Origin of the sequence: Pseudoalteromonas luteoviolacea, assembly GCF_001750165.1 — a bacterium.
In the GTDB taxonomy this organism is placed as follows: domain Bacteria; phylum Pseudomonadota; class Gammaproteobacteria; order Enterobacterales; family Alteromonadaceae; genus Pseudoalteromonas; species Pseudoalteromonas luteoviolacea_G.
This window is the reverse complement of sequence record NZ_CP015411.1, coordinates 3,589,635-3,613,751: the sequence shown is the minus strand read 5'-3', so window position 1 is coordinate 3,613,751 and position 24,117 is coordinate 3,589,635. Positions and strand designations below refer to the sequence as shown.

Annotated in this window: 20 protein-coding genes; 7 read left to right on the top strand and 13 right to left on the bottom strand. The window is 42.2% G+C overall.

Annotation, left to right across the window (positions count from 1 at the left end; all coding sequences use genetic code 11):
• Positions 1–38 precede the first annotated feature (38 nt).
• Genes S4054249_RS15265 through S4054249_RS15250 form a run of 4 tightly spaced genes read right to left on the bottom strand, consistent with a single transcriptional unit; the run spans position 39 to position 4,625 of the window.
• Positions 39–1,262 carry an ABC transporter permease gene (locus S4054249_RS15265; protein ID WP_046358458.1) on the bottom strand — a complete coding sequence of 408 codons (1,224 nt, stop codon included), beginning with the start codon at positions 1,260–1,262 and terminating at the stop codon, positions 39–41.
• Positions 1,263–1,267: 5 nt separating this feature from the next.
• A complete protein-coding gene (locus S4054249_RS15260; protein WP_046358457.1) occupies positions 1,268–2,635 on the bottom strand; it encodes an ABC transporter permease in 1,368 nt (455 codons plus the stop codon).
• 8 nt (positions 2,636–2,643) lie between these two features.
• Positions 2,644–3,339 carry an ABC transporter ATP-binding protein gene (locus S4054249_RS15255; protein ID WP_046358456.1) on the bottom strand — a complete coding sequence of 232 codons (696 nt, stop codon included), beginning with the start codon at positions 3,337–3,339 and terminating at the stop codon, positions 2,644–2,646.
• 17 nt (positions 3,340–3,356) lie between these two features.
• On the bottom strand, positions 3,357–4,625 hold the full coding sequence (locus S4054249_RS15250) for an efflux RND transporter periplasmic adaptor subunit (RefSeq protein WP_046358455.1): 1,269 nt from the start codon (positions 4,623–4,625) through the stop codon (positions 3,357–3,359).
• Between the two features lie 297 nt (positions 4,626–4,922).
• Here S4054249_RS15250 and S4054249_RS15245 point away from each other — a divergent pair, with 297 nt between their 5' ends.
• Positions 4,923–6,263 carry a hypothetical protein gene (locus S4054249_RS15245; protein WP_046358454.1) on the top strand — a complete coding sequence of 447 codons (1,341 nt, stop codon included), beginning with the start codon at positions 4,923–4,925 and terminating at the stop codon, positions 6,261–6,263.
• A 76-nt stretch (positions 6,264–6,339) separates the two neighbouring features.
• Positions 6,340–7,758 (top strand): hypothetical protein, encoded by a 1,419-nt coding sequence (locus tag S4054249_RS15240; protein WP_046358453.1) that lies wholly within the window; start codon positions 6,340–6,342, stop codon positions 7,756–7,758.
• Between the two features lie 63 nt (positions 7,759–7,821).
• Here S4054249_RS15240 and S4054249_RS15235 read toward each other — a convergent pair whose 3' ends face one another.
• A complete protein-coding gene (locus S4054249_RS15235; RefSeq protein WP_046358452.1) occupies positions 7,822–8,163 on the bottom strand; it encodes a hypothetical protein in 342 nt (113 codons plus the stop codon).
• A gap of 339 nt (positions 8,164–8,502) precedes the next feature.
• Here S4054249_RS15235 and S4054249_RS15230 point away from each other — a divergent pair, with 339 nt between their 5' ends.
• Entirely contained in the window at positions 8,503–10,323 is a 1,821-nt protein-coding gene (locus S4054249_RS15230; protein WP_046358451.1) for a cytochrome c peroxidase, read from the top strand.
• Positions 10,324–10,470: 147 nt separating this feature from the next.
• Positions 10,471–11,010: a hypothetical protein gene (locus tag S4054249_RS15225; RefSeq protein WP_046358450.1), complete on the top strand. Its 540-nt coding sequence runs from the start codon at positions 10,471–10,473 to the stop codon at positions 11,008–11,010.
• 70 nt (positions 11,011–11,080) lie between these two features.
• Here S4054249_RS15225 and S4054249_RS15220 read toward each other — a convergent pair whose 3' ends face one another.
• The 5 genes from S4054249_RS15220 to S4054249_RS15200 form a co-directional block, all read right to left on the bottom strand.
• The gene (locus S4054249_RS15220; protein WP_046358449.1) at positions 11,081–12,679 is read right to left on the bottom strand and encodes a PepSY-associated TM helix domain-containing protein; all 1,599 of its coding nucleotides are present in this window, start codon (positions 12,677–12,679) and stop codon (positions 11,081–11,083) included.
• Positions 12,680–12,683: 4 nt separating this feature from the next.
• Positions 12,684–12,932, bottom strand: a complete 249-nt coding sequence (locus S4054249_RS15215) for a hypothetical protein (RefSeq protein WP_046358448.1) — start codon at positions 12,930–12,932, stop codon at positions 12,684–12,686.
• Positions 12,922–13,257, bottom strand: coding sequence for a hypothetical protein (locus tag S4054249_RS15210; RefSeq protein WP_235611256.1), 336 nt, complete (start codon positions 13,255–13,257; stop codon positions 12,922–12,924). Before S4054249_RS15210 ends, S4054249_RS15215 begins: the two co-directional genes overlap by 11 nt.
• Positions 13,258–13,356: 99 nt before the next feature.
• Positions 13,357–13,998: a GNAT family N-acetyltransferase gene (locus tag S4054249_RS15205; RefSeq protein ID WP_046358446.1), complete on the bottom strand. Its 642-nt coding sequence runs from the start codon at positions 13,996–13,998 to the stop codon at positions 13,357–13,359.
• Positions 13,995–14,705 (bottom strand): aspartate/glutamate racemase family protein, encoded by a 711-nt coding sequence (locus S4054249_RS15200; RefSeq protein ID WP_046358445.1) that lies wholly within the window; start codon positions 14,703–14,705, stop codon positions 13,995–13,997. Before S4054249_RS15200 ends, S4054249_RS15205 begins: the two co-directional genes overlap by 4 nt.
• A gap of 243 nt (positions 14,706–14,948) precedes the next feature.
• Here S4054249_RS15200 and S4054249_RS15195 point away from each other — a divergent pair, with 243 nt between their 5' ends.
• On the top strand, positions 14,949–16,130 hold the full coding sequence (locus tag S4054249_RS15195; RefSeq protein WP_046358444.1) for a hypothetical protein: 1,182 nt from the start codon (positions 14,949–14,951) through the stop codon (positions 16,128–16,130).
• Between the two features lie 539 nt (positions 16,131–16,669).
• Complete coding sequence (locus S4054249_RS15190; protein ID WP_046358443.1) at positions 16,670–17,851, top strand: hypothetical protein; 1,182 nt, start codon at positions 16,670–16,672, stop codon at positions 17,849–17,851.
• 56 nt (positions 17,852–17,907) lie between these two features.
• On the opposite strand, the gene S4054249_RS15185 is transcribed toward S4054249_RS15190, so the two are convergent.
• The 3 genes from S4054249_RS15185 to S4054249_RS15175 form a co-directional block, all read right to left on the bottom strand.
• The gene (locus S4054249_RS15185) at positions 17,908–22,125 is read right to left on the bottom strand and encodes a DEAD/DEAH box helicase (RefSeq protein ID WP_052961176.1); all 4,218 of its coding nucleotides are present in this window, start codon (positions 22,123–22,125) and stop codon (positions 17,908–17,910) included.
• Between the two features lie 74 nt (positions 22,126–22,199).
• Positions 22,200–22,709 carry a GNAT family N-acetyltransferase gene (locus tag S4054249_RS15180; protein WP_052961175.1) on the bottom strand — a complete coding sequence of 170 codons (510 nt, stop codon included), beginning with the start codon at positions 22,707–22,709 and terminating at the stop codon, positions 22,200–22,202.
• A gap of 85 nt (positions 22,710–22,794) precedes the next feature.
• Positions 22,795–23,199 (bottom strand): hypothetical protein, encoded by a 405-nt coding sequence (locus S4054249_RS15175; protein WP_230851864.1) that lies wholly within the window; start codon positions 23,197–23,199, stop codon positions 22,795–22,797.
• A gap of 126 nt (positions 23,200–23,325) precedes the next feature.
• On the opposite strand from S4054249_RS15175, the gene S4054249_RS15170 reads away from it, so the two are divergent.
• Positions 23,326–24,111 carry a helix-turn-helix domain-containing protein gene (locus S4054249_RS15170; RefSeq protein WP_046358442.1) on the top strand — a complete coding sequence of 262 codons (786 nt, stop codon included), beginning with the start codon at positions 23,326–23,328 and terminating at the stop codon, positions 24,109–24,111.
• Positions 24,112–24,117 lie beyond the last annotated feature (6 nt).

The following is a 24,117-nucleotide window of genomic DNA, read 5'->3' as shown; positions in this document are numbered from 1 at the left end:
TCATTATTTTTGCCGGTACTGTTGTACCGGCTTGTTATTTAACTGGTTTTCGTAACCTGTGCAGGAGATATATTAGCTGCTTTTCGTGCCGGGATATAGACGGCTATCGCACTTAGCAACCAAACACACAGTGCAACCACGGCGGCAAGCCAAGGAACAATCAGGCCTTGAATACGTAAGTTGGTGACAAAGTATTGATTGAGCCAAAGTGCAGAAAATAAACCTATAGCTATACCGACGACAGCTAAAAGAGTGTTTTCCAAGAGTAGAGTTTTCATCACTCTCGCTTGGCTAGCCCCCAATGCACGCAGGACTCCAATCTCTTTTTTTCGTACAGAAATTGAGAAGGAAACAAGCGCAATGATCCCAACGCCTGTAACTAGGATAGCGATGCCACTTATGCCTATCATAATAAACGCAAAAGTACTGCGACCATCCCACAGGCGCTTTTTGGCACGAGCTGCAAACTCAACTTGCTGAACTATGCGACCCTCTTCTTCAAATAGAGTATTTTCGATGGTGTCAAAGACTGACTTATCGGTATTTTTTGACACCTTAAGCAAATAATTAACTTGGCTGTTGGTACTAAAATGGGCCTCAGGAATGATGGCGGAGTGATACCAACTATTAGTATACGCAGCCACTTCGCCCAACATCATATTCTCATACACCGCGATGACTTGATAAGGAATGCGATTATTGTGTAAATAAAGAGTCTGACCTAATGCACTTTGCTGAGGGAATAGTGCTTTGGCAAGATCATCACTTATCATCACGACACTCGCTCTTTGGTCTTGGTTTGAATTCCCAAAAATGTAGTCCGTATCATAAAAACTGCGGCCTTGGATAACTCGAATACCTAATGTTTCAACCGCGCCGGGTGTTTGCGCAAATAAGGCTACATTTTCTCCTTGATTATCGGTGTCTAATGTGGCGTGTGCAAAGTTACGACCATTGACTGTTGCCAGTACTAGCTCATTGGCAGCGTAGCTGACGCTTTCGACACCTGAAATTAATTTTAGAGACTGTAAGTCACGCTCGATGAGAGCACCTTTGTCCACGTTTTTATCGAAAACACGTGTGTATACGTTAACGATCTGTTGCTCTGCAATATGGGATGGAATAAGCCAGTTTTGCAAAGTACGGTAACTAATAAAGCTGGTATTACCAATGATGGTCACTGCAATGGCAATTTGTAAAGTGATCAGCACAGAGATGCTCTTCTGCTTCATGATTAGTTTTAAAATATGTTTAATCGCCATTTATATTATCCTCTTAATTGAGATGCAGGTGCTATACGGCTCGCTGACACGATGGGAAACAGGCCCGCAATTAAAATGGTGGCGTAAATACTTAAAGCTGCTTTACCAGCAAACCATATATCCATGCTATATAGTCTTTGCACCTGATCTGCTACACCGACGTAATCCATGGAATACATAGCTAGTAGGTACATGATATATAGGCCTAATTGTGCACCTAGTAGACCTAAAGCAATGGCTATGGTTGCGCCAATCAATAATTCAATTACTTGCAATTTGATGATGTAAAGGCGGTTTGCGCCAAGCGCTCGATATAAAGATACTAACTTGGCTCGATGCTGGTTTTTAGCAAGTAAAATCCCAACGGTGTTGACCAGTGTGATGGCAAAAAGTAGATAAGCAAAGTTGAGATAGACACGTTCCCAATCCATGAAGTTATAAATAGTATCGTGCAGTAATTTTAATGATTGAACGTAGTAAGGCTCACTATGCGGGAAGCGGCCTTGACTTGCTTGTTGTTGTGTATAATTTCTTAGCCATAGTGTTAATTCGTCTAGCTGTTGCTGTGCATGAACAGCGCTTACTTCAGCCCAAGCATGCAGAAAACCGCATTCCGCATTTTTTAATCCAGCCATGTTTGACTGACGAAATTCGGTACGTAGTGGTTCTTCTTTAGTCATACATGGCATATAGCCAGCTCTGGGCAAGTTATTTGCCATTGCATATTCTAAAGGGATAAAGGCAAGGTCATTCTCTCGATTGCTAAAGCTATTATTTTGAAAGCGATAAGTATGATGTGATAAATCTACAACACCGATCACTTCTAGCTGTTGATTATTGATCACGACGAACTGACCAACAGAGTTTTGGCCTGCAAATAAATGATCGTTCGCTTTTTTTTCCAGCACAATCACAGCGGCTTCATTCATGTCTTCATGCCAAGCGGTACCGAATAAAAATGGCGCATGTATCATCTCAAAAAAGTGATAGTCAACTGCTGAACCTGTTGCATCTAGTGGGCGTGCACTATTATCATCAAGATCTAAAACGAATGATGTAGTGTAATTAAAGCTCAAGCTTTTCAATGACACCGCTTGTTGTTTATACGCAGTTGAGAGTGCTTGTGCATCTCGATAGGTCATAGGTGGAGTTCTTAATGCATGGCGTCTATCGAAATCACCATCCATATAGTTAAGGCTCAAATGATGAAGTACATTCAGTTTATGTGAAATTGCAGAACGGCCACTTTGATCTATGATGGTGCTCATTGTGAGTAACAAAGTAATTCCGATGACGAGATTGACTATCATTAGAGTGGTTAGTTTGGACTTTTGTCTAAACCCTTGCCATGCAAGGTGAAGTGCGTCTTTCATATGTTCACCTATACTGCTAAATCTGTAAGCTGGCTTTTAGCAATGTCACTAACTTGACCATCTAAAATCTGAATATTACGGTGTGCTCGTTGTGCTAATTCGTTATCATGAGTCACCATGATTAATGTCGTGCCTTGGCGGTTGATCTCTTGGAGTAGCTCCATCACTTGTCGTGCCATCATGGTATCTAAATTGCCGGTAGGTTCATCGGCAAGTAAAAACCGAGGTTTACCTGCCAGCGCTCTGGCAATGGCTACACGTTGTTGCTGACCACCACTCAATTGGGCAGGGTAATGTTTAGCGCGACTGCCAAGACCCACCAGTTCAAGACTCTCCTCAATGCGCTGCTTTCGTTCTTTTTTATTGATACCACGGAAAATTAAAGGGACTTCGATATTGTCGTATAAGTTTAAATCCGAAATTAGATTAAAGCCTTGGAAAATAAAGCCAATCTTTTCATTCCTGAGTCTGGATAAGTGCTTGTCTGATAATTTGCTCACATCCTCGCTGTCTAAGATATACTCGCCTTCTTCAAATGTTTCTAACAGACCTGTGATATTTAAAAAGGTTGTTTTGCCTGATCCGGATGGTCCCGTTACAGCGATAAACTCGCCTTCATCTACTGTGAGGTTAACACCACTCAGTGCGTGCGTCTCGACTAAGTCTGTGCGGTAAATTTTGCTGATGTTATTCATTTTTAGCATTGTTTTTTCCTTTATTTTTATTTGCTTAGCATGACTTGTTGAGCTTGCCCGAACGGTGCAAGGCTAGATGTTACTATGATATCACCTGCCTTCAAGCCACTTTTTATTTCGACTTCTCTGATACTTTTAGCACCTAATTTTATGTCGGTGCGATATGCACTGCCGTTGTTGATTTTATAAGCTGTTGTTGCGGATCCGGTTTCGACAAATGCGCCACGGTCGACTTTGAGTATATTTTGTTTATGGGAGATAATTACTTGTGCATTCACACGTTGATTTTGTCTTAAGTTTTCAGGTTGTTGGTCAAAACGTATACGACCTGATACGCGTCCGTTTTCTACCTCAGGAGAAATGGCCATAAGTGTTGCTGGGTAGTATTGATTGTTAATTTGTACTTTTGCTGCTAAGCCAATTCCCAGTTCGTCTGCTAAGTTCTCAGGAATATAGGCTTCTACTTCAAGTTCACTTAAGTCAATTAATGACATAAGTTCGACATCTCTTTGTACATGTTGTTTTTGTTGCACATTCAAATTACCAACAATACCGCTTAATGGAGAGGTTAATATGAGTGCATTGACCTGCCTTTGTAGATCAGTGACGAGATGGCGTTGCCTGTCTAAGTCGAGTTGCGTACTTTGTAATTCAAAACTAAGTTGCTCCTGTGAGAGTTTTAAGCTGTCGATTGCGTGGCGCTCGTTAAGTTCTGCGCGTTTGAGCTCAACCATAGTTTGTTCGAGTTCCAGTTTAGAGATGATCTGTTTTTCTATACTGGCATTGGCACGAGCCATTTCACTTTGTGCGGCTTCTAGCTCTACTTTGGCCAGTTCCATGGCTTGTGTGTTGTCCAGTTGTTGTTGTTTGATGGCGATTTGCTGGCGTTTGACTTCCATTTCTATGCGTCTGAGTGTGGCCTGCTCTTGCAGTAACCGATTGTGCAGCTCTGGGCTATCTAAGCTTGCCAGTATTTGTCCCTTACTGATCGTATCACCTGCTTTGACATGCAGTGTCACGGTCCCTGACGCAATTGCATATAGAGATGGGCTCACTGCTGCAAGGGTACGGCCTTCTACGCGTATGTCTTGGATCATATCGCCACGCACTACCTTGGCTGTTTTAAGTTGCTGACTGGATATCACTTGCTCTGAGGAAAGCAGCATAGAAAAGCTGTCATATGAGAATGCCACCGCGCTAATGAGTCCAATACCACCTAGGCTTGATAACAACCATTTTTTACTGGTGGGCTGTTTAGTTATTACTTTGTCCTGTTGAGATGTATTGCGGATCATGATGTCCGACTCCTTGAAACAATATCATTTATATTCCTATATCAATCTTTGTGCCAATTTTAAGTTTATGTATTTATTAGTTTTTTGTGTTTTTGGTGTGTTTCTATTATGCACAGCGGACGGACACCGGACAGTACGCGGACAGTATAATGAAGCGGACAACGGACGGTATGGCATTTGTGTCGTTTATCTAAATCCAGAGCTCTCGGTAACATTTATTAACGTTTACACCGTTGATTTGTGTTAACATTTGTACCTGTTTAGATGTGGTTCTAAATAAGCTCTAAGGGAATTAACATGAAAAATAAACATAATAAAAATACTCTAATCAGTGCGGCAACTTTACTTGTGCTGTCAGGTTGCGGCTCTTCAAATAAAAGTTTAGAGCACAAAATTACTCCGCCTAAACCCAAACCTGAGGTAAATCAAGTTGCACTAAAAACTGTTTATGACGGCTGTAACAGCCACGAGCGCTTGCCAAATGTGGATATAGTTTTTCATGACGCAAGCGGTGGTGTTGTGTCAACGCATACTTCTGATGCGAATGGTGAATTTAAGAGCGCTATTCCAGATCAGGCCGTGCATTTGTCTGTGGTAGAGCCAAGGAGTGTGCAACCGAAAAATAGAATGATCCGAACTTTCATGGATATAGATGGCGACGTTAATTTAGGTTCAATCTTGTTTATCCGTCCAAAGAATGCGCCTTCATGTTCACTTGTAGGCCCCAAATGTGGCTCAGTTTCATTAGATACATCTAAACTAGATGTTGCTTATGAAGGTTATAAACTGATCACGGGTGAGGGGAGTACTCGTATTTTGGGTCAAGCGGATTCAAGTACTTACCCAATTAGGCTCAGTGTTTGTGATGATCAAGATAACTATCACGTTGCGCTTGTCTCTCCAGATAGTACTTCTGCACAGGCGGCTAAGCTGTCAAACTTGGCCCATGAAGAGCAGGTATATTTACAAGCGGACGATTTTGTCTATTCTGGCGTTGCAGTGAGTGATCCAGGCTTGGAAAACTTACACGACAGTGATATTAATACTTTTGCGGCTCCAGGATTCGAACAGCCTGTATTTAGCGAAATTCCCTTTATTTTTCCAGAGCTTGGAGTATTTCGTTTTTATGAAGCAGGGAGAAAAAACACGATTACCGTAAATAGAGATAAGTATTTTATCTATAGTGGAGCGATGTCACGTATTGACGAAACTGGTCAAATCCAACTTGAAGCGCCGATTGAAATCGATATAGCCCCTGTCGACATGCTAATGTCTTTCAACAGCTTACAATATAGTTATGACTTTGCTCATATGGATGAGCGAATTAATGAGGTGACATGGACAATCAAATTTACTGATGTAGCCTCAGATAAATATAACTGGCGAATTTCAGGGGATGTGACAGGGAGTGTACCGTCTTTTCAATTTGGTCACGTGTTAAACCAGAACAGTTTAGAACTATCAGAATTATCATACATTAGACTTGCATTGTCTGGGCTCCCAGATATTTCTACAGATCTCAATACCTATAGAACCAGATATGCCGCTATGACAAAGGATGGGCAAGTGGATCACACTCAAGTGGAAGCACAATCGTATGTGTACAAGCACTATTTCCATACTAAGCGTTTTGATTAAGTCGCTGGGAGTTTTCGACTAATATTCTAATTCATAAATGAAAAAGTAATTCCTTAGAAAAATAATAAGGACAAAAATGAAAAATAATATATCCGTGCTCTTGCCTGTGGTAGCAGCATTGAGTCTTGCTGGATGTGGCTCTTCATCAAAAGATGAAGGCAACCCGGCTGTTGTTGAAAAGCCCACACCCGTCATACCGCCTGTATCAAAAAAGATTGAGTTAAAAACGGTGTTTGAGGGATGTGCTGGCGAAGAGCCGAAATCGAATGTCAATATTGTTTTTCATGACGCATTGGGAGCGGTTGTTGCACAAGGAGCATCAAACGCAGAAGGGATATTTGAAGGGAGTATTCCGGCAGACGCTAAGCACATTTCTATTGTTGATACTGATATAAAAGAGAGTTTACATTATCAGGGTAGAGTTGTGACGCATATGGATATAGAAGACGGACTAAATTTAGGGAAGTTCAATCTTTCTGCACCAGAAGCCTATCAAGGGTGTGACGTGCCAGCTGTGTCGCCTTGTTTTGCACTGCGAGTAGATTACACGGAGATCAAAAGTGTATACCCAAATCACTCAGTGATCAGCCAACAGGGAGATATTCTTGATTTACATAAACCTGAGAATTTAGTTTCGGTGCCTGGTCATACGGAAATTCAAAGCTGTGATGATCACGAGGCCTTTCAGTTTGCATTGGTATCACCCGATGGAACGGTTGCAAAAGCTGCGCGTGTAAAGCCTTCACAATATATCACGCCATTAACAGTTGAGTTAAAGCGAGAGGACTTTATTTATGACGGGGTAGCCGTTGATACCTCTCACTTTGAGTTTGGCGGGGATAACTCTCACCCTGAGCTTGGCGGTGATACGTCAATCATGTCTTATGTCAAAGTAGATAGAGAGATTTTTCCCTATGATAGAGTTTTTAGTGCTTCAACAACCGCAATGCAGTTTATTTTTCCGGATTTAGCTGAGAGCCATCATTACCGTGCTGTATTGAGTGAGCAAATAGAGATTAATGATTACTCTGTTTATACAGTGCACTCTTCGCGCTCGACCATCACAGACACAGGGCAACTTCACTTTGAGGTACCAATTGCTTTAGCAAAAAGTATCGATGCCGAGTTTTTGTCTGGTAGTTTAAATAATAGTTTTAGCTTTGATTTTGACTTTAGCAATCTGGACGAGAGACTTCAAACTGTTAATTGGGCTTTCTACCCTAAAAATGATGCAGGTGAAGTAATTCGTTGGAGTATAGCAAGTGATAAATCAGGCACTATTCCAAGGTTTCAATTTGGTGAGCAGTTAGATATTAGCGGTGCTGACTTTTCAGCGTTGCAGGACTTTGAGATTACACTTTGGGGTCACCCTTATGGGCCAAACGGGTTTAAAGCTTATAGGGAGTTCCGGTCAAATGTTGCTATTGATTTTGATAGACCTGAGTACAAGTCTTTTGTACAAGCGAGGTATATATTTACCAAACTTGTAAATTAGTAATTGCGTAACTTGGATATGGCTTGGTGAAAATCAAGCTTTATCTACTTAAGCTACTGTATTTTATAATTTAACTCCATACTCACCAAGACCATGCAACACCGCGAGTTGAATGAGCACCAACCAAATTGTAAATAGACTACTCCAAGATTTAGACATCCCTAAAATTCGATTAAAAATAAAGACTAACCAAGTGAAGGACAATATCACTCCCAAAAAGTGGTCAATTGCACTTATTACGAATAAGGTCGTGATTGTTGTAATGAATACGGCGAGTGCACAGCGCAAAATATTGCTGTAATCGGCACCAATAAATTGGACCGTGACTTTGGCTGGTATGAGTGTAATGGCAAATAAAAGCGATAAGACTAAGAAAGCAGATTCGCTGGGATAGTTTAAATCCATTTAACAATCTATAAAATATTAGTTTCCAAGTGAGGTAATTATTTCATATTAGCGAGGTACAGGCTAGCTTAGAGGTGTAACCATATAAGAAACTAATGATACTTTTCAGTCACTATATTTAATATTATGAAGTTAAATTAATACTTAAGGGTTGCCCTTTTGTTGTTTATTCATATTTTTTCCTTATTTCATGCCCATAGTCAGCACTGGTGGCCTATATCCAGCTAATTACCTGATTTTAATACTGTTGTTTTTATTATCGGGATAGATGTGTGGAAAACCGAGTAGGCTACCGACATAACCCCGACAAATCCTGGTAGTCGTTATGGAGGAACTGCAATGTTTGGAAAAAGCTACCGTCAATTGATAAATCTACTTTTACTCATCCCTTTGACAATATGGGCATCTTTACTTCATGCCAGCGTACCCATAGAGTCTTCTGCGCCTACCCAGCTGATTGCTAAAGTGCACTCATCAACTGAAATCGGTCTGAGTTGGCAGGCGCCTATTGGTGTTGAAGGCATTACTGGTTATCGCGTGTTTCGTGATGGTAAGCGCATTGGTCGCACTAAAATGACCTTTTTTGTTGATACATCAGCTAGCCCCAATTTTGAGCATAGTTATCATGTCGTAGCTGTGGCAAGAGAGCAGGGTAGAAAAATCAGCCAGCGCTCCAACACCGATAGTGTAAAAACACTTGCCAATGATACCAATAATGGCATGCGTAATGGTTCAGTGATCAGAGTGGGGATCGCAAGGCTGGTGGATCACTGTGGTACAAATGACCTTGAGGCAATACCAGAACAAGCGTTGGATGCTTGCATGGATAAGCTGATCGAGCACTATACGCTCAAAGCTGGTTTAGAGGATATGCAGGCTTATGTGGCGCGCTATCGTCGTCAAGAAGATGCTCATATGCTAGAGCTTGGCAAGCGGCTTTTTTTTAGTAAAGCGTTGAGCCAAAACTTTGATACTTCCTGTGCTTCATGTCATCACCCAGCGCAAGGCTGTGGTAGTGATGGACTGTCGTTATCTGTTGGTGTGAATGCAGTTGATTCTGATGTGATGGGGCTGGGCCGCAGTGATGGGCTGACGGTTCCTGCTGTGGGCAGAAATTCACCGCCAATATGTAATTCTGCACTTTGGGTTGACAGTATGTTTTGGGATCAACGTGTACGGTTACGAGAGGCGAACCGCGACAGTGCGGTGGGTGCTGTTTCAACGGCAGAGATACAAACACCTGAACTTTACGTGACACGGTTGATGAATGAAGACGTAGAGAGTTCGGATCCACTTCGTTTGTTGATGGCACAGGCGCATTTTCCGATAACCGCAGCTGCTGAAATGGGCGATCCCAGTGGGTTTGAATCACCGCAAGCTTACCGTGAGTTTATCGCACAACGGTTATCAGATAATTGGAAGCCTCTCTTTGTAGCGGCGTTTGGTGATGAGCAAATAAATTTTTTACGTATAGCTCGAGCCATGGCAGCTTACCAAGCGTCATTTATGTTCATAGATAATCCATTTTTTGATTATATCGATGGCGAGAAGCAAAAACTTAGTGCAGCGCAAAAACGGGGAGCCTTGTTTTTTTATACCGCTGCGGGCTGTGCAAATTGTCATGATGGCGTGATGTTTACACCTGAACGCACTCGTGGTCCATTGTACCCGCAAATTGGAGTACACGGTGTTGCTGATGGGAACTTTAAAAACCAATTTAGAATGCCAAGTTTATTAAATGTGGGCATCACTGCGCCGTACGGAGACAAAGGCGTATTTGCCACATTAGAGCGTGTTATTGAGCATTACTCAGATGTGACGGGGTCGTTGGAACGCTTTTATGGTGAGCATGAAACCTGTGGATTACCTCAGTTCCAGCACTTAAACGCTGAGCAATGTGCGATGGTTGTTGGTGGGGCAGGAGAGTATGTTTTGACATTGAATGCACAAAACCGCGCAGCCTCTGATCGGGGAGATGATGCCATTATTCGAGGTTTTACCGAGACACAAATAAACTACCTTGCAGCATTTTTGCATGCCTTAACGGATCCGGAAGCCTTGGCGGGTAGTAATGAAATTAATACGCTAATTCCGCTTCGAGATGGTGGGCCAGATGGCCATCAATTCGATGCCATAAATCATGCTGGAGATGCGTTGTAAAAACAACTTTTAGCAGGTGTGTGAGTACACCTGCTAAGTGTATAAACCATTGAATTACTTTTACTACTGGCTTTTTATTAGTCTTTTTTTGTTTTAGGATTGTATACAAATAAGCAATTAATAACTTGAAGCATTAAGGATAGTAGCGTGGTAGAATTTAACTCCATTATCGAGACGTGGCATGACTTTTACTCAGTTTTATCACAAGTCAGTGCAACGTTTGCAGGTTTGCTCTTTGTGAGTTTATCTTTACGTCATGAGTTGCTCAATCATCCTGAATTTGTACGGGTAAAGCGATTGGCACAGCACACCTTTAAAGCCTTTTTATTCCTCGTGATATTTGCTCTGATATTTATCATTCCTAAAGCTGGGTTGTTAGGGACCACTATACCGCTGTTCTTGGTTGCATTTTATGCCTTTGTGATCACAGCAAGGGGGTTGCATATTGAACTGAAAGATAAAAGTGAATATACCGTACAGGTCTCTGGCGCGAGTAAAATTTACCTTCTGTCTATGTTAACTTATTTGATGTTTGGCATTGTTGCTGTGTTGCTATTTCTAGGTATTGATAAGGCATTATATCTAGTGGTGGGGTTAGTCATATGGACACTTGCGTTGGTGACGACAAGTTCGTGGAAATTACTGGCCGAATTAAACGCAGATAACATAAATCAAAAATGTGAATAATTTAAAGTGACCTCAATGAAATAAAAAGCCCAGCTGATTAGCTGGGCATTTTATTTAGCGTAGTTTGTGACTAAGATGCAGTACTTAGTTCAGCGTCTGGCTGGCTTATATCTTTTTGAACTTGCTCAGCTTTATTGGCAAACTTCAACGCGCTATACCAACATAAGCTGGCAATTGAGATTAACATCACATCGACGATCACAAGATCTACCAATATCGTGTTTGATAGTACCTCACCAAATTGCAGGTAATTTGGAATATTGAGTAGTGCTGCTATGGCGTATAGCAACCCTGATAATTTTAAGGTGTAGTGACAAAACATAGGTTGTTGCTTGATGAACAGCGACGCAACGATACTGATAAAAAAGCTGAGATACACAATTGCTTGAATACTGGTCATGCGACCTGCTAGGTCAAGCGGGATCACTTTTGCTGCGATAGCACCCAAGGCGATAGCAGCCATGCAACCGATAAATGCTCCCGAGGTTAAGCGAGTGACGAAAGTGAGGCTGCGTTTGCTTTGTTTCTTTTGTTTGGCGCGTTTGCTGATCCACATGAGATTACCAGTAATAATCACATACGCTGTCGCTAACCCGAGAATGAAGAAAGCAATACGCATTCCATAACCAGCAAAGTCGCCAAAATGCAAGCTAGCAATCGTTGCAAGGCCACCACGTAAGTTATTGTCATAGTTGTCTTTGGTAATGTAAATTTGCTGCTGATCTTTAAGGGTATAACGTACATCCACTTCGTTAGAAAATTCATCATTACTTTTGGCCATAAAGATTAAGACTGCATTTTCATCACCAAAATGTTCTATCATCATGAGTCTGAGCGTGACATCACCCATTTCTTCCATGGCTCTCGGGTAAAGCGCATCAATTCCTTGCATCGGCATGCGTTTATCAGCTTCTTCAATATGTGGCTCGTTAAACCCAGCAGCTTGTAGTACTTTCTCTTGACTACCTTGATACAAAATAAGCGCGTACGAGATTTGATAAATAATAACGAGATTGAATACCAGACCAGTAAAGGCATACATAATATGAAAGGGCAGTCCCATGGTACCGATTAGATTATGTGCATCAAGCCATTTATCTTTGTTTGCGCCAAAGCGATATTGGTAAAAGTTTTTAAACAATTTGCGCCAGTGGATCACCACGCCACTAAGTAGGGCGACAAAAAAGAACAGAGTAATGATACCAACAAAGTATAAGCCAATGCGGCCAAGGCCTAAATCATAATGTAAATGATATACGAAATTGGCATATTGGAAGTCATTGGCGTCGGCAATCACATCTCCTGTAATAGGGTCGAGCAATAAGTACATATCTTGGTGATCTTCACCGGTTTCTGGGTGTGGCTCAGCAAGCTCAACGGCAAAGTATACTTGAACGAATGGGTTTCGCTCCGACGGTTCATATAAATAGAAACCATGGTGTGTATCTACTTGGTATTGCGCATCGAGCTTAGCGAGCACAGCATCATAAGATATTTGTTTGCTATTCGGCGCGTGTTCACCTATCAGAGAGACCTTTTCCCACGTGTCGATATTCGCACGAAATAAGCTGATTGAACCGGCAATAAATACGATAAATAATACAAATGAAATGATGAGACCAATCCAAGCATGCGCATTGGTGAGTGTCTTTAAAGTTTGGTTTTTCATCGTGTTATACCAGTAAAATAACGTTGAGTAGTGCAGAGGGGAGTAGGACTAAAAACATGTGTTTGGCGGCTTTGATAGTAGTATCAAATGCATAAACCCAAACCATAACCCCAGCCCAAATAGGAAAGCCTAAAATAAGCCCAATGAGTAATCGTGTATCTTCAGCGAAGGGTAAAATCAAGTTGGTATTGAGGGCCAACGAAATTGAAATAAATAATCCAGCAAAGAAACCTAGAATAGTTTTAGGCCACATAGAGCGTCCCTCCAATTGTTGTACAAAGTACAACGAGTAAGATCGATACAGACATAAACAGACGTATGGATTTACCTGATAAAATTGTGACAGATACCAGCCCCAACATGAGTACGACTAAACTCGCTAAAAGCGCCGAAACAAGTGGGAAGGCGTGCGCAAAAAGTGCGTTTGCAACAACGTATAATGCTAAAGCAATCAGGTAGCCGACGGCTTTATTCAGCGGCTTGTCCATCAAGCGCTGTTTTGGGCTAGATAGGTACAGCAGTAGAGAGGCTGCCCATATAGGGATAATAGCGAGAAAGCTCATGTAAATAAAAATCATTGTTATTTTGTTGTTTATTGTTTCAATAAGTGAATCAAATTTCAACAATAAAAATATGAAGATCTTACAATCAGAGCTAAATCGGGCAATTGGTAGGGCTTAAACCAATGATAAAGACCACAGTGTTCTTGTTTTGGGGTCGAGGGGGTCTGGGCCTACCTCTTTGCTACCTATAAGTTTAAATGCGCTGATAAGCGGTGCATTAGTGATTTGTGTTCTGCCAATCATATGACAGTAACCTTGCGCTTTTGCGCCACTCAAAAAATGCTCAGTTAACTTAAATATTATGCCCATGCCGAGCTTAGTTTTATGAAATTTCTTATTAATAATTATCATATCCGTATACACGCCGGGTTTGGTATTGTTTGGTAGTGTTCTTGGAAACCCCCAAATGAGGCCAACGAGCTTTTCTTGGTCAAATGCAAGATAGCCCAAGCTATTTTTCTTAGATGAAAAGTAATGTTGGGTTCGGGGTTTACTCCAAAAAGAGACTAGCGGCGTATCGCAAATAGGGCAGTGTGTTTTGTCGCGATATGTCCCAGTGCTAACATTGAACTTGTTGCCTTTACAGTGCGGACAGACATGCCCCAATTGCACAACCGAATCTTTTTCACAGTAGGCCTGATGAAGGTAATCAGCTAATACATCTACGCCGCCAATAGACTTAAGGCTAAAGGCTTTGTAGTCAAGATGAGCGGCTTTACTGGTCATTTTTTCGATGAGATTTTGTTTTTTAGTCATGAGGTTAAAGCCGTTTTTTGTGGTTCTGAAATTAAGCGTAAACTCTCTTGCGCGAGCAAGGAGATAGGGTTTACGGTTGGCTTATTTGTTAATGGTGGCAGATCGGTGCAGCCAAGAATAACTTGCTCAGCACCACATTCAATCATACGTTTAGCAATACAAAGTAAGGTACGCGGTGCGTAATCAGAGTTTAATGCCTGTGCATTTGATACTTGAGAGAGGATGAATTGATCTATTTGCTTTTGCTCAAATGAGGTTGGCAGCTCAAGTGAAATACCATGTTTACTTAACGTGTTTAAATATAAGCTCTGTTGTATGGTTTGAGAGGTTGCGAGTAACCCCACTTTGTTTACTTCATTGTGGACAAGTGATTTTACAGTAAGGTCAATGATGTTGAGTACAGGGACTGGTACGTGAGACTGAATCTCATTAATAAAGAAAGATAGTGTGTTGCAAGGTAAAGTAATAAAATCTGCACCGCTTTTGGCGAGTTTTTTTGCAGACTCAATTAAGAGTGGTTTATAGGGTTCTAAACTAGCCCCTTTCGTTAATATGTTTTCTTCTAAACAAAAAGGTATGGGTAGACTGTCTAGTAAAATATGCGGCCTATGAGTTAGATGGTTAGCGTGCTGCTGTATGGTCAAGTAAAACTGAGCACTGGCGCTGGGTCCAACACCTCCGATGATACCTATAGTATGAGTGATCACAATTTAGCCGTATGTAAACATTATTTTTGCTGATTATCTATACATTCCCAATCAAGTCTATTACACAAATATTACACTTAATTATTAGATAAAAGAGTTTTTAGTAGAGTGTTGTTAACTTGTATGTGTATTTTATGTGAATTTTGGGTGTTTTGTTTTAGTTAAAGAGATAGGCTATATAAGCGCGAGTTGAGTGATATTTGCGCAGATATATTTGATCGTAATATTTACAAGGAGCTTAACATGAAATATATACAGGGTGCTTTGTTAGCCCTCTCTCTATGCTTTTCGGCATTTGGGCAATCACGCGTAATACAGGTAGATAATCTGTGTGGACCAAACGGTGTCATGCAGCCTGAGTTAAAGCAATTTAGGCATGAAAGTATGTCAATCGATGCTGCACAACCGCAGTCTAGTGAAAAAACGGGTATCAGATTTTTGGGCTTTGACATTACCGAAAGTGGAGGTGAGAAAAATCTGACGGCTCGGTTTGCTGGCGGTGATGGACTTATCTATGCATATGCTGACATATATTCAGGTGATCACGATTTAATCTGTGGCGATGTGTATAGATCAGCACGTGAGAGCAATTTTGCATGGGCCATCAATATGCCGCTCTCTGAGGTACCGGCGATATTAAATCAAGAGGGCGAGATATTAATATGGTTACTGAGCTTTCATGATGTTAACGGTGGAGAGGAAGCGCGTACCAGTGAAATAAAGTATGATAAGCAAGCATTAATAGAGCTGGTTAATCATCACTCTGACACTGCTCTGCCTTATAAATTAACTATCGCACACCCAAGTGACTTGGAAACACAGCATGGTCTAAACGATATTGTGTATTGTCTCAATAGCCGCTTTTACAATTGTGATTATTCTATTTATGAGCATCCAAGGGGTGATGATGCTCGATGGAATACAATTGGTATTGCGCTGCCATTTAAAGGCCAATTGACTTTAGATGGCCATGTTTCATCTATCCTTTATAAGGAAGACATTACACCGGGTATGAAGGTGATGGCAACAGATATTGGCCTATGGCATAGCCGTGTTTCTGAGCCATTTCAGTTAGGTGCATTACACCCAAATAGTAAAGCCTTTTTGTCACAGTTTATGACGCTAAGCCATAGTGTGGACGCAGTCACCGGGAAAACGCAATCGATAATTGCATGGGATATCCCAGTAGCACATGGTGAATTTCTAAGTAATGGTACGTTTGTACGTGATTACAATACATACCTTTTGTATAACTTTGCAGTACAAAGAAATCCATTAGGTAGCTTACAAGATGCATTGAATAATGGGTTTACCGAAGCGCAGTATCATACACAAACCAAAACGAGCAGTATTGCGATGACAGGGATATATGATTCATTAGACGGTGCTCTAAAACTTACTCCATTAACGGTGACATATCCATAACCTATCAATGAAGCAGGCAAAAGCCTGCTTCTCGCAAAGTGCGTCAAAAGATCTTAGATGTCTTCAGAAGTGTTAGCTTTGTTTTTTCCGAGAGTGTGTAAGGTGTATTTTGGCCACTCAGTAGTGGGTGGGCTAAATCAGGTTTTTGTTCATGTAGCTGTCAATGGGCAACAAACTGACTGAATATCACGGCGTTGTGATTATTTTCTCTCAACGCTTACATCACTCATTTATAGTGCCCCTGTTTTGCCTCTTTTATTAATATTCTCTCCTCCAAATTATAAGAGGTGGGTAAGGTCCCTATTAGTATATGAAGTCTATGAGGCGGGTGATTATCTGTATATTTACGCCCAAGCACGCTACGCAAATTTTTATATATCACCAATAACTTAAAGGTTGTTACGTAGAATAGTATTAAATTAAATGTTTGTTTTATGTGAATTGTAGGGGTTTTATTTTAATCAAGAAGATAGGCTACATAAACGCAGATTGAAAACTGCGCAGATATATTTAATCGTAATACTTACAAGGATCTGAACATGAAATATATACAGGGTATTTTGTTATTATTTGCTCTTTGCTTGTCGGCATTTGGACAATCAAGAGAGATTCCGGTGAAAAATGTGTGCGGACCCAGTGCACAGATACAGCCTGAGCTAAATCAGTTTCGGCATGACAATATGTCAGTCAATGCAGAACAATTTCAGCCTACAGAAAAAGCAGGGGTAAGATTTTTGGGATTTGACGTCACTGAAAGTGCGGGCGGGAAAAACCTGACGGCCCGCTTTGCGGGTCAAGACGACCTTGCATATGCCTATGTTGAGGTGTATTCAGGAGACAACCCCTTGCTGTGTGGCGAAATTTGGGGCTCTGAAGATGAAAAGAATCTCGCATGGGCAATCGATATTGATCTTTCAGCTGTACCCACGAGGCTAAACCCTGAGGGTGAAGTAGAAATATGGCTATTTAGTTATCACCATGCGAATGGTGAGTATGAAGAGCGTTTCCGCGTAATTGCTTATGATAAACAAGCGTTACTAGAGCTTGTTAATCATCGCTCTGAAACGACCTTACCTTATCAATTAAATATCGCACACCCAAGTAATTTAGTGCCTGGGCCGCCTATGGAGGGGGTAATTTATTGCCTCAACAGCAATTATCAATTTTGTGACTATTCCCAACATAGACACCCCAAATTCGCTGATGACCCTTTGCTAAGATATGGTATTGCGGTGCCTTTTAAAGGCCAATTTACCTTAGATGGGTATGTGTCATCTATCCTTTATAAGGAGGACATCACACTGGATATGAAGGTGATGGCGACAGATTTTGGCATATGGAATGGGTCGGTTTCGGAGCCAATTCAGCTAGGCGCATTGCACCCCAATAGTAAAGCCTTTTTGTCACAGTTTATCACGCTGAGTCATAGTGTGGATGCGGAAACAGGTGAAGTACAATCGACAATCGCATGGGATATCCCCATAGAGCATGGCGAGTTTCTAAGTACTAAAACGTATGCCCGTGATTACAATACGCATTTGTTGTACAACTTTGCCGTGCAAAAAAATCCTTTGGGTAGCCTTCAAGATGCACTTGGTAGTGGGTATACGGAAGCGCAGTACCATGCGCAAACAAAAACCCGAGCTATTGCAATGGCAGGGGTATATTTGTCAATTCATGATACTTTAAAGCTAGGTCCGTTAATTGTAACTTTTCCATAAGTTTTAGATGAGAGCAGGCAACAGCCTGCTCTATCAAAGCGCAGACTGAAAGGGTCTTAGAGGGTATCTTTCAATAGCTCTAGCACTTCTTTTACTGAGAGTGTGTAAGTTGTATCTTGGCCACTCAATAGTTGCTGTGCTAAGTCGCGCTTTTGCTCATGCATGGCAATGATCTTCTCCTCTATAGTTTGCTGTGCGATCAAGCGATAAATGGTTACAGGTCGAGATTGTCCAATACGATGTGCTCTATCTGATGCCTGTGCTTCAACCGCTGGATTCCACCAAGGATCCATGTGGATCACATAATCCGCGGCCGTGAGATTAAGCCCTGAACCACCTGCTTTGAGACTAATTAAGAATACCTCACCTTCACCGCGTTGAAATGCATTAACACGTGCTTGGCGCTGCGCCGCAGGCGTTGCGCCATCTAGGTATTGGTAGTTCACGCCGCGTGTCTTCAAGTGTTGCGCTAGCAGCTGTAAATGGCCGACAAACTGGCTGAAGATCAAAGCCTTGTGGCCATTTTCTCTCAACTCTTGTTGTAGCTCATCTAATTTGTTTAATTTGGCACTGCTTAAACCTAATTCAGGGGCTACTAAATTGGGGTTGCAGCAGACTTGGCGCAGCTTGGTCAACTCAGCAAGCATCGCAAGGTGTTGAGAGCCCGAATCTTGTTGCTCATTGGCCTGTGCGATATTGGCAATGGCGTTTTGACGCAGTGCCTCGTAAAGGGTTTGCTCTTCATCACTAAGTTGGATCGGGACATTGATTTCGGTGCGTGGTGGCAGCTCTGTTAGTACCTGATGTTTCATGCGTCTTAAAATGAATGGTTGCAACAAGGTTTTTAAGTTTTGCTGTGCATAGCGTGCTGCAATCGGTTTGTCTTCTTTGCTCTCAATGGGTTGTATGAATCGTTCAGAGAAGCGCTTGAGATTACCCAATAGCCCGGGGTTAACAAAACGAAATAATGACCATAATTCTACCAAGTTATTCTCAATAGGCGTGCCTGTGGTGATCATTTTAAACTGCCCTTTGAGTGCACAGGCTGCTTTGGCGCGCTGTGACAGCGGGTTTTTGATGGCTTGTGCTTCATCTGCCACGATACAAGACCAATTAATACTTTTGAGCAGTTCAATGTCGCGCACCAATAATCCGTAACTGATGATCACAACATCTTGTGCTTTGAGTTGCGCAATCAATGCTGTTCGGGCGTCACCGGCACCATAGTGTGACAATAAATTTAATCTGAGTGTGGGGGCAAATTTCGTTGCTTCTTGTTGCCAATTAAAGCATACCGAGGTGGGTGCAATGATTAAGCTCGGTCCTTCTTTTGCTCTTGCAAGTAACACGGCTAGAGATTGCAGTGTTTTACCCAGACCCATGTCATCGGCAAGACACGCACCCGCTCCCCAATGCGCTAGGCGCATGGCCCAGTCAAAACCCGTATGCTGATAATCCCGCAGGGTTGCGTTTAAATCGGCTGGCGGGGTTACTTTAAGCGTATTGGCCTGATACATTTTTTGTGATTGTTCTTCCCAAGCAGGTAGGGTTTTCATGCGCATACCTGTGACAGCCTCAGAGACGATGGGGCTGGCAAGCGGGTGAAAGCGACCTTGCTCTGTGCTTTGATTAAGTTGCACTAACTTTTCATGTAAGGCGTGAGACAGTGCCACGACCTGCTGTCCACTGAGCTCGATAAACCGGCCATGGCTTTGTTCAACCAGTTTTAGCAGCTCTTTAAGTTCGATGACTTGTTGGTCATTAATTTTTAGCTCGCCGTTTAAGTCAAACCATTGGTTTTTCTTAGAAATGGCCAATTGTAAATGTTGTGATTCCAAAGGTTTCGATAAATTGACCTTTTTCCCTTTGGGCCATCGAATTTTAACCTGCAAAGGCGGCGAGCTTTGCAAGCCCAGCTCTAACTGTTCAAGGGCAAATAGAGCATCCTGTAAATCAGCAATGCACAAGCGGTTATCTGCCATGGCTAAAAAGGCAGGACAATGGGCATCTAAGCTGTCGAGCAGCTCTTGCTCTTGGGCTAAGTTGCGTTTCGTGGCAATTCGCTTGCCTTCAATTTCAGCACTGATACTTGCATTGCCAATACCTGGATGGAATGCGGGTCCCAAATCACCAAAAGGCATACTCAGGCAGTGAAACTCCAGTCCTTGTTGATAAGGGCTAACATTAATGATGAGGTGAGCTTGCGGCTCAACCGTTTCTAACCCGATCTCTATGTCGCTCACTTGAGAGGCGATATTCAGTAGCGGCGCAATAGCTGCGATGCTGGCAATCAATTTTGGCTTGGCTTGTTTTGGAATAAGTAAGCCATTTTCACCAATGATGTGCGCAATTTTAAGGTGTTGCTTATCAAAGTAAGTGAATACATATTGATGCGATGTAATGTGCTTTATGGCATAGACCGTTGAGTACTTCGCAAAATCATTGGGTAAATCAGTCAAGCTAAGCAACAATTGCTCCCCACATGCTGTGATGGCGAGTTGTGCTGGAGACTCGATGATGTCCAGAGGCTCGTTCAAATCGTTGGCAGTAAATACATTGGGTGCGAGTGCTGCCGCACGAAGCGCTGCAACGCTATTGAGGTGATAGGTGGTGTCTTGCCAATGTTTGTCGATGGACATGGCATCGATAACGGCCAAATCTGATGCAGTTAAATAGCTCAAATCTTGTTGATTTTGATATAGCGTCTCAAGCGGCATGGCTTTGCCTTTGCTCCAACCATTAGGTTGGCGTTTTTGTACTTTTGCTTGAAACGAAGCTTTACCATTGACTATATCCAGTAGCCAAATCAAGCGTTCATTGACAGTTGAGTCAGCGTCATCTGATATGGCTTCTTTTGGCGCAAGCGCGAGCAATCTATCTAGGGCGAGATCCCATTCAGACTGCTGCTTAATCAGTGTTGCGAAGTTAAGACTCAGCCCGCTCTCTCTATGTTCATTCGTCACAGAGACGTATAACTGATCGGCCATACCTGTAAATAAGCCTAGTGTCGCGTTACTAAAAAAAGCGCGACATGCTTGCAGTCTTTCGAGGTGTTGTTCATTGAGCGATTGCTTACACCAGTGCAGCGCCAACAGTGAAAAGAGCTGACACGCATAATAATCCAAAGGATGATTTTGCAAGTCCCGTTCATGCTCTACAAACTGGCTAATAAAGGAGGCCGCAGTCAATAAAGATTCACTCAAGCATTCAAATAATTGGCCAATATAGTAATTCGCTTTACTCCCTTTTTTATCAGATAGCTGATTACTGGCAAGGGACATAGCTTGCTGAGTATGATCATTATTACTTGACGCCGACGCTAAAAGGGCAATGAGGTGGAGCCAGCCAAAAGCACCGTCCAAATAAGGTGCTTTTTTCTTAGAATACTTTTGCTGTGCTTGAAGTGCACTATTAAATTGCTGACATGCATGCTCGCTTTGATTGTTAAGCAGTAAAAAGCTGGCCTTAAGCTGCAGCGCATAACTGGTTATATCGCTGGGCTTTATTAATTGTTGTGCTTGGTCTACGTGGTTATCGAGTAACAAGGTTTCACTGAGCAAAAAGCGCAAGTTTTTATTATTTGGACAGTGCTTTTGCGCTTGAATAAGCAGCTCAAGCGCAACATGGTTATTGATACCAAACTGTTTTTGGTTCGCAAGTAATGTAGCAAATGCTTGGTATTGCATGTCTTCTGGTAACTCAGCAAAAGTATTCAGTTGAAATGGGAAAAAAACAAGCTGTACCAGTACACTGTTATTTTGCGTGTTTATTACTTGAGGGTTTTTGTGAAAAGCCAATCGTGCTTTTGCTTTAGGTAGCTGGCCAAGTAACAAAAAGTCGCGAGTGAGACGATTCTCATCTTCTGGGTCTCGCTCCCACTCGTAGGCATTTAGCACCGGGATAAACGCTTCTGCACATTTTAATATTGGTAACAATCGCCCAAGCTTTTGTGCATGCTGAGTGACAAGGTTAGCGATAAGTGGGTTTATTCGCACATTGAGGTGCTCAAAAATAGCCAACTGTTTTGCTTCTAAAAGAGTTGTCAGTTCTGAGCTAAGTGCAGAAACAGGCCTGCCTTGTGCGATGACTTTTTGCTCTGTTAAACGCTTTAATATTTGCTTTATTTTTATGGTAGACGCCGACTTAAAAACCACTGCCATTACTTGCACCAATGTTTGGTAGTCTTCATCAAGGGCCAAATAGTCTTGATAGAGTCGCTCTATGAGGACATTGGTATCTGTTGTGAGAGTGAGTGGGCGATTAAGTGAGTGCAAGTGTATTCCTAAGCGTACAGGCTGACGCAGGGAAAGTACCAAAAGGTCGTCAATGTCACAAGCTTTATGAGGGACTAAAAGTGATAGACATAAAAGGCATTTTTTCCGTCTTTTGCTGTCGTATCGAGATGAAATTGGCATTTCTCAAGGGCACGAACAGAGCCTTTATTATGTGGGTCTACTCCAGCATACACCGTTTTGATGGTACCGGTATCTGTTAAATACGTCATTAGCCCAGACAAAAGTTCGCTGCCAAAGCCCTGTCCCCAAGCCTGTTCAGCGATTAAATACCCTATGTGTGCTGTGTCACCAGAGCGGTGGACTAAGGTTAATCCAATTGGCAGAGTGCGGTTTTTGAGTGCGGTTTCTTTGCTCATCGCTATGAATATGTCTGCTTCTTTTAGTTTGTCGTTGAGCCATTGCACTGCGTGCTCATCTAGCGGCGGTGATTGCCACTCTTTAGGTAAAAATGCAGTGACAGCAGGGGTGAGTATGTGCGTAATTTGCTGAGCATGGTTTGGCTTCGATAATAAAGATTGGCAATGATATACACAGAGTCTTTGTGTATTGAATAAAGAGGACATCTGTTTAGCGCTCCAAAAGCGGCAGTATCAGTGCCGCAAGCTTGGTTTATTTATAAAGGTTAGTTACTTTCTGACTTTAATGCACTTATTGCTGAGATTGCTTAAACGCCATCATTTTTTGGTGACCTGTGAGTGCAGGACCTGCGAGGGCTTTTAATAGTAGGCTGCCTACGTAAATGAAGAGGGCGGTCACTAATGCATCCAAAAACCAGGCTATAGGCATTGCTGTTCCCCCTAAAAAGTCAGGCATATTTTGCAGCGCGGGTAAGGTTGCTTGCTGAGTGAGCGCATGTAGTGCTAAGGCGACCCAAAAACCAAAACAGTATGGGCAATGCCATGCATCATAAAGGTAAGCAAGTGGCTTAGGGAGTTTATCGACAAGCGTGTTAAACCACGTTCCCCAATCAGGCAGCTTGTCCCAGAACAGAATATGTAATGTCAGTCCCATCAAAGCAATGGAAAAGTTTATTGTCATTGGAGAATCAACCATAATATACCTCTAAATATGCGTGTTTTAATATGTGAGCTATTCTAGAGCTAAATTTATTGGACGATAATTGATAGAATTTAGCAAAAATCGGCTTTTTTTAAGCTTTTCAGAAAGTGGGGTAACAGTATGCATGCATTGGCCGTTGGCGAGGCGTTTTTTGAGACGCTAACAGAGCAAAAGCATGACTCACATGCCCAGTGCGTACTGACTTTTATCGTCTCTGGTGAAATGACCATTGCCCATTGCCTGCCCTATCAAGTTAAGCCTGGCTCATTTAATATTGTGCCGCCGGGCGTTCCGCATACGCTGTTAACAGGTGAAAATCTGCAGGTTTTATGGCTGAGTTTTTGTCCTGATTGTTTGGGGTTAGCCGATAGTGATTTACTGGCGCCTTTTGAGTTGGTCAAAAAAGGCGTGTTGCCCGTGAAAGCGGCGAGCTTGGAGCGGCATGCCTTCATTACAACTCTATTTTATGAGTTGATTGCGGCTCAGAAACAAAAGTTGAGCCTTGAAGTGCAGCGCAGTTTTGTGGTCTTGTTGTTGAGTGAACTCAGTTTGGCTGTCTCCTGTGGCGCAAATTCGCCTCAGTATAATGAGAAAGTTGAAAGGGCGCTCGCGTTTATCCAAACCAACTATTTGCGCTCTATTGGACTCAATGAAGTAAGTGAGGCGGTTCATGTGACGCCTCCTTATCTTGCTCAATTGTTTAAACAAGAAACGGGGCATACGGTTGGTCAATGGATCACACAAAAGCGCTTATCGCAGGCGTGTACTCAACTGCTGCATACTTCGCAGCCTATCAGTCAATTAGCAGAAACACTCGGGTGGAGTGATACCACCCACTTTATTCGCCAATTTAAAAAATATATTGGCCAAACGCCTGCGGCATGGCGAAAAAGTCAAAAGCGCTAGTGTGCT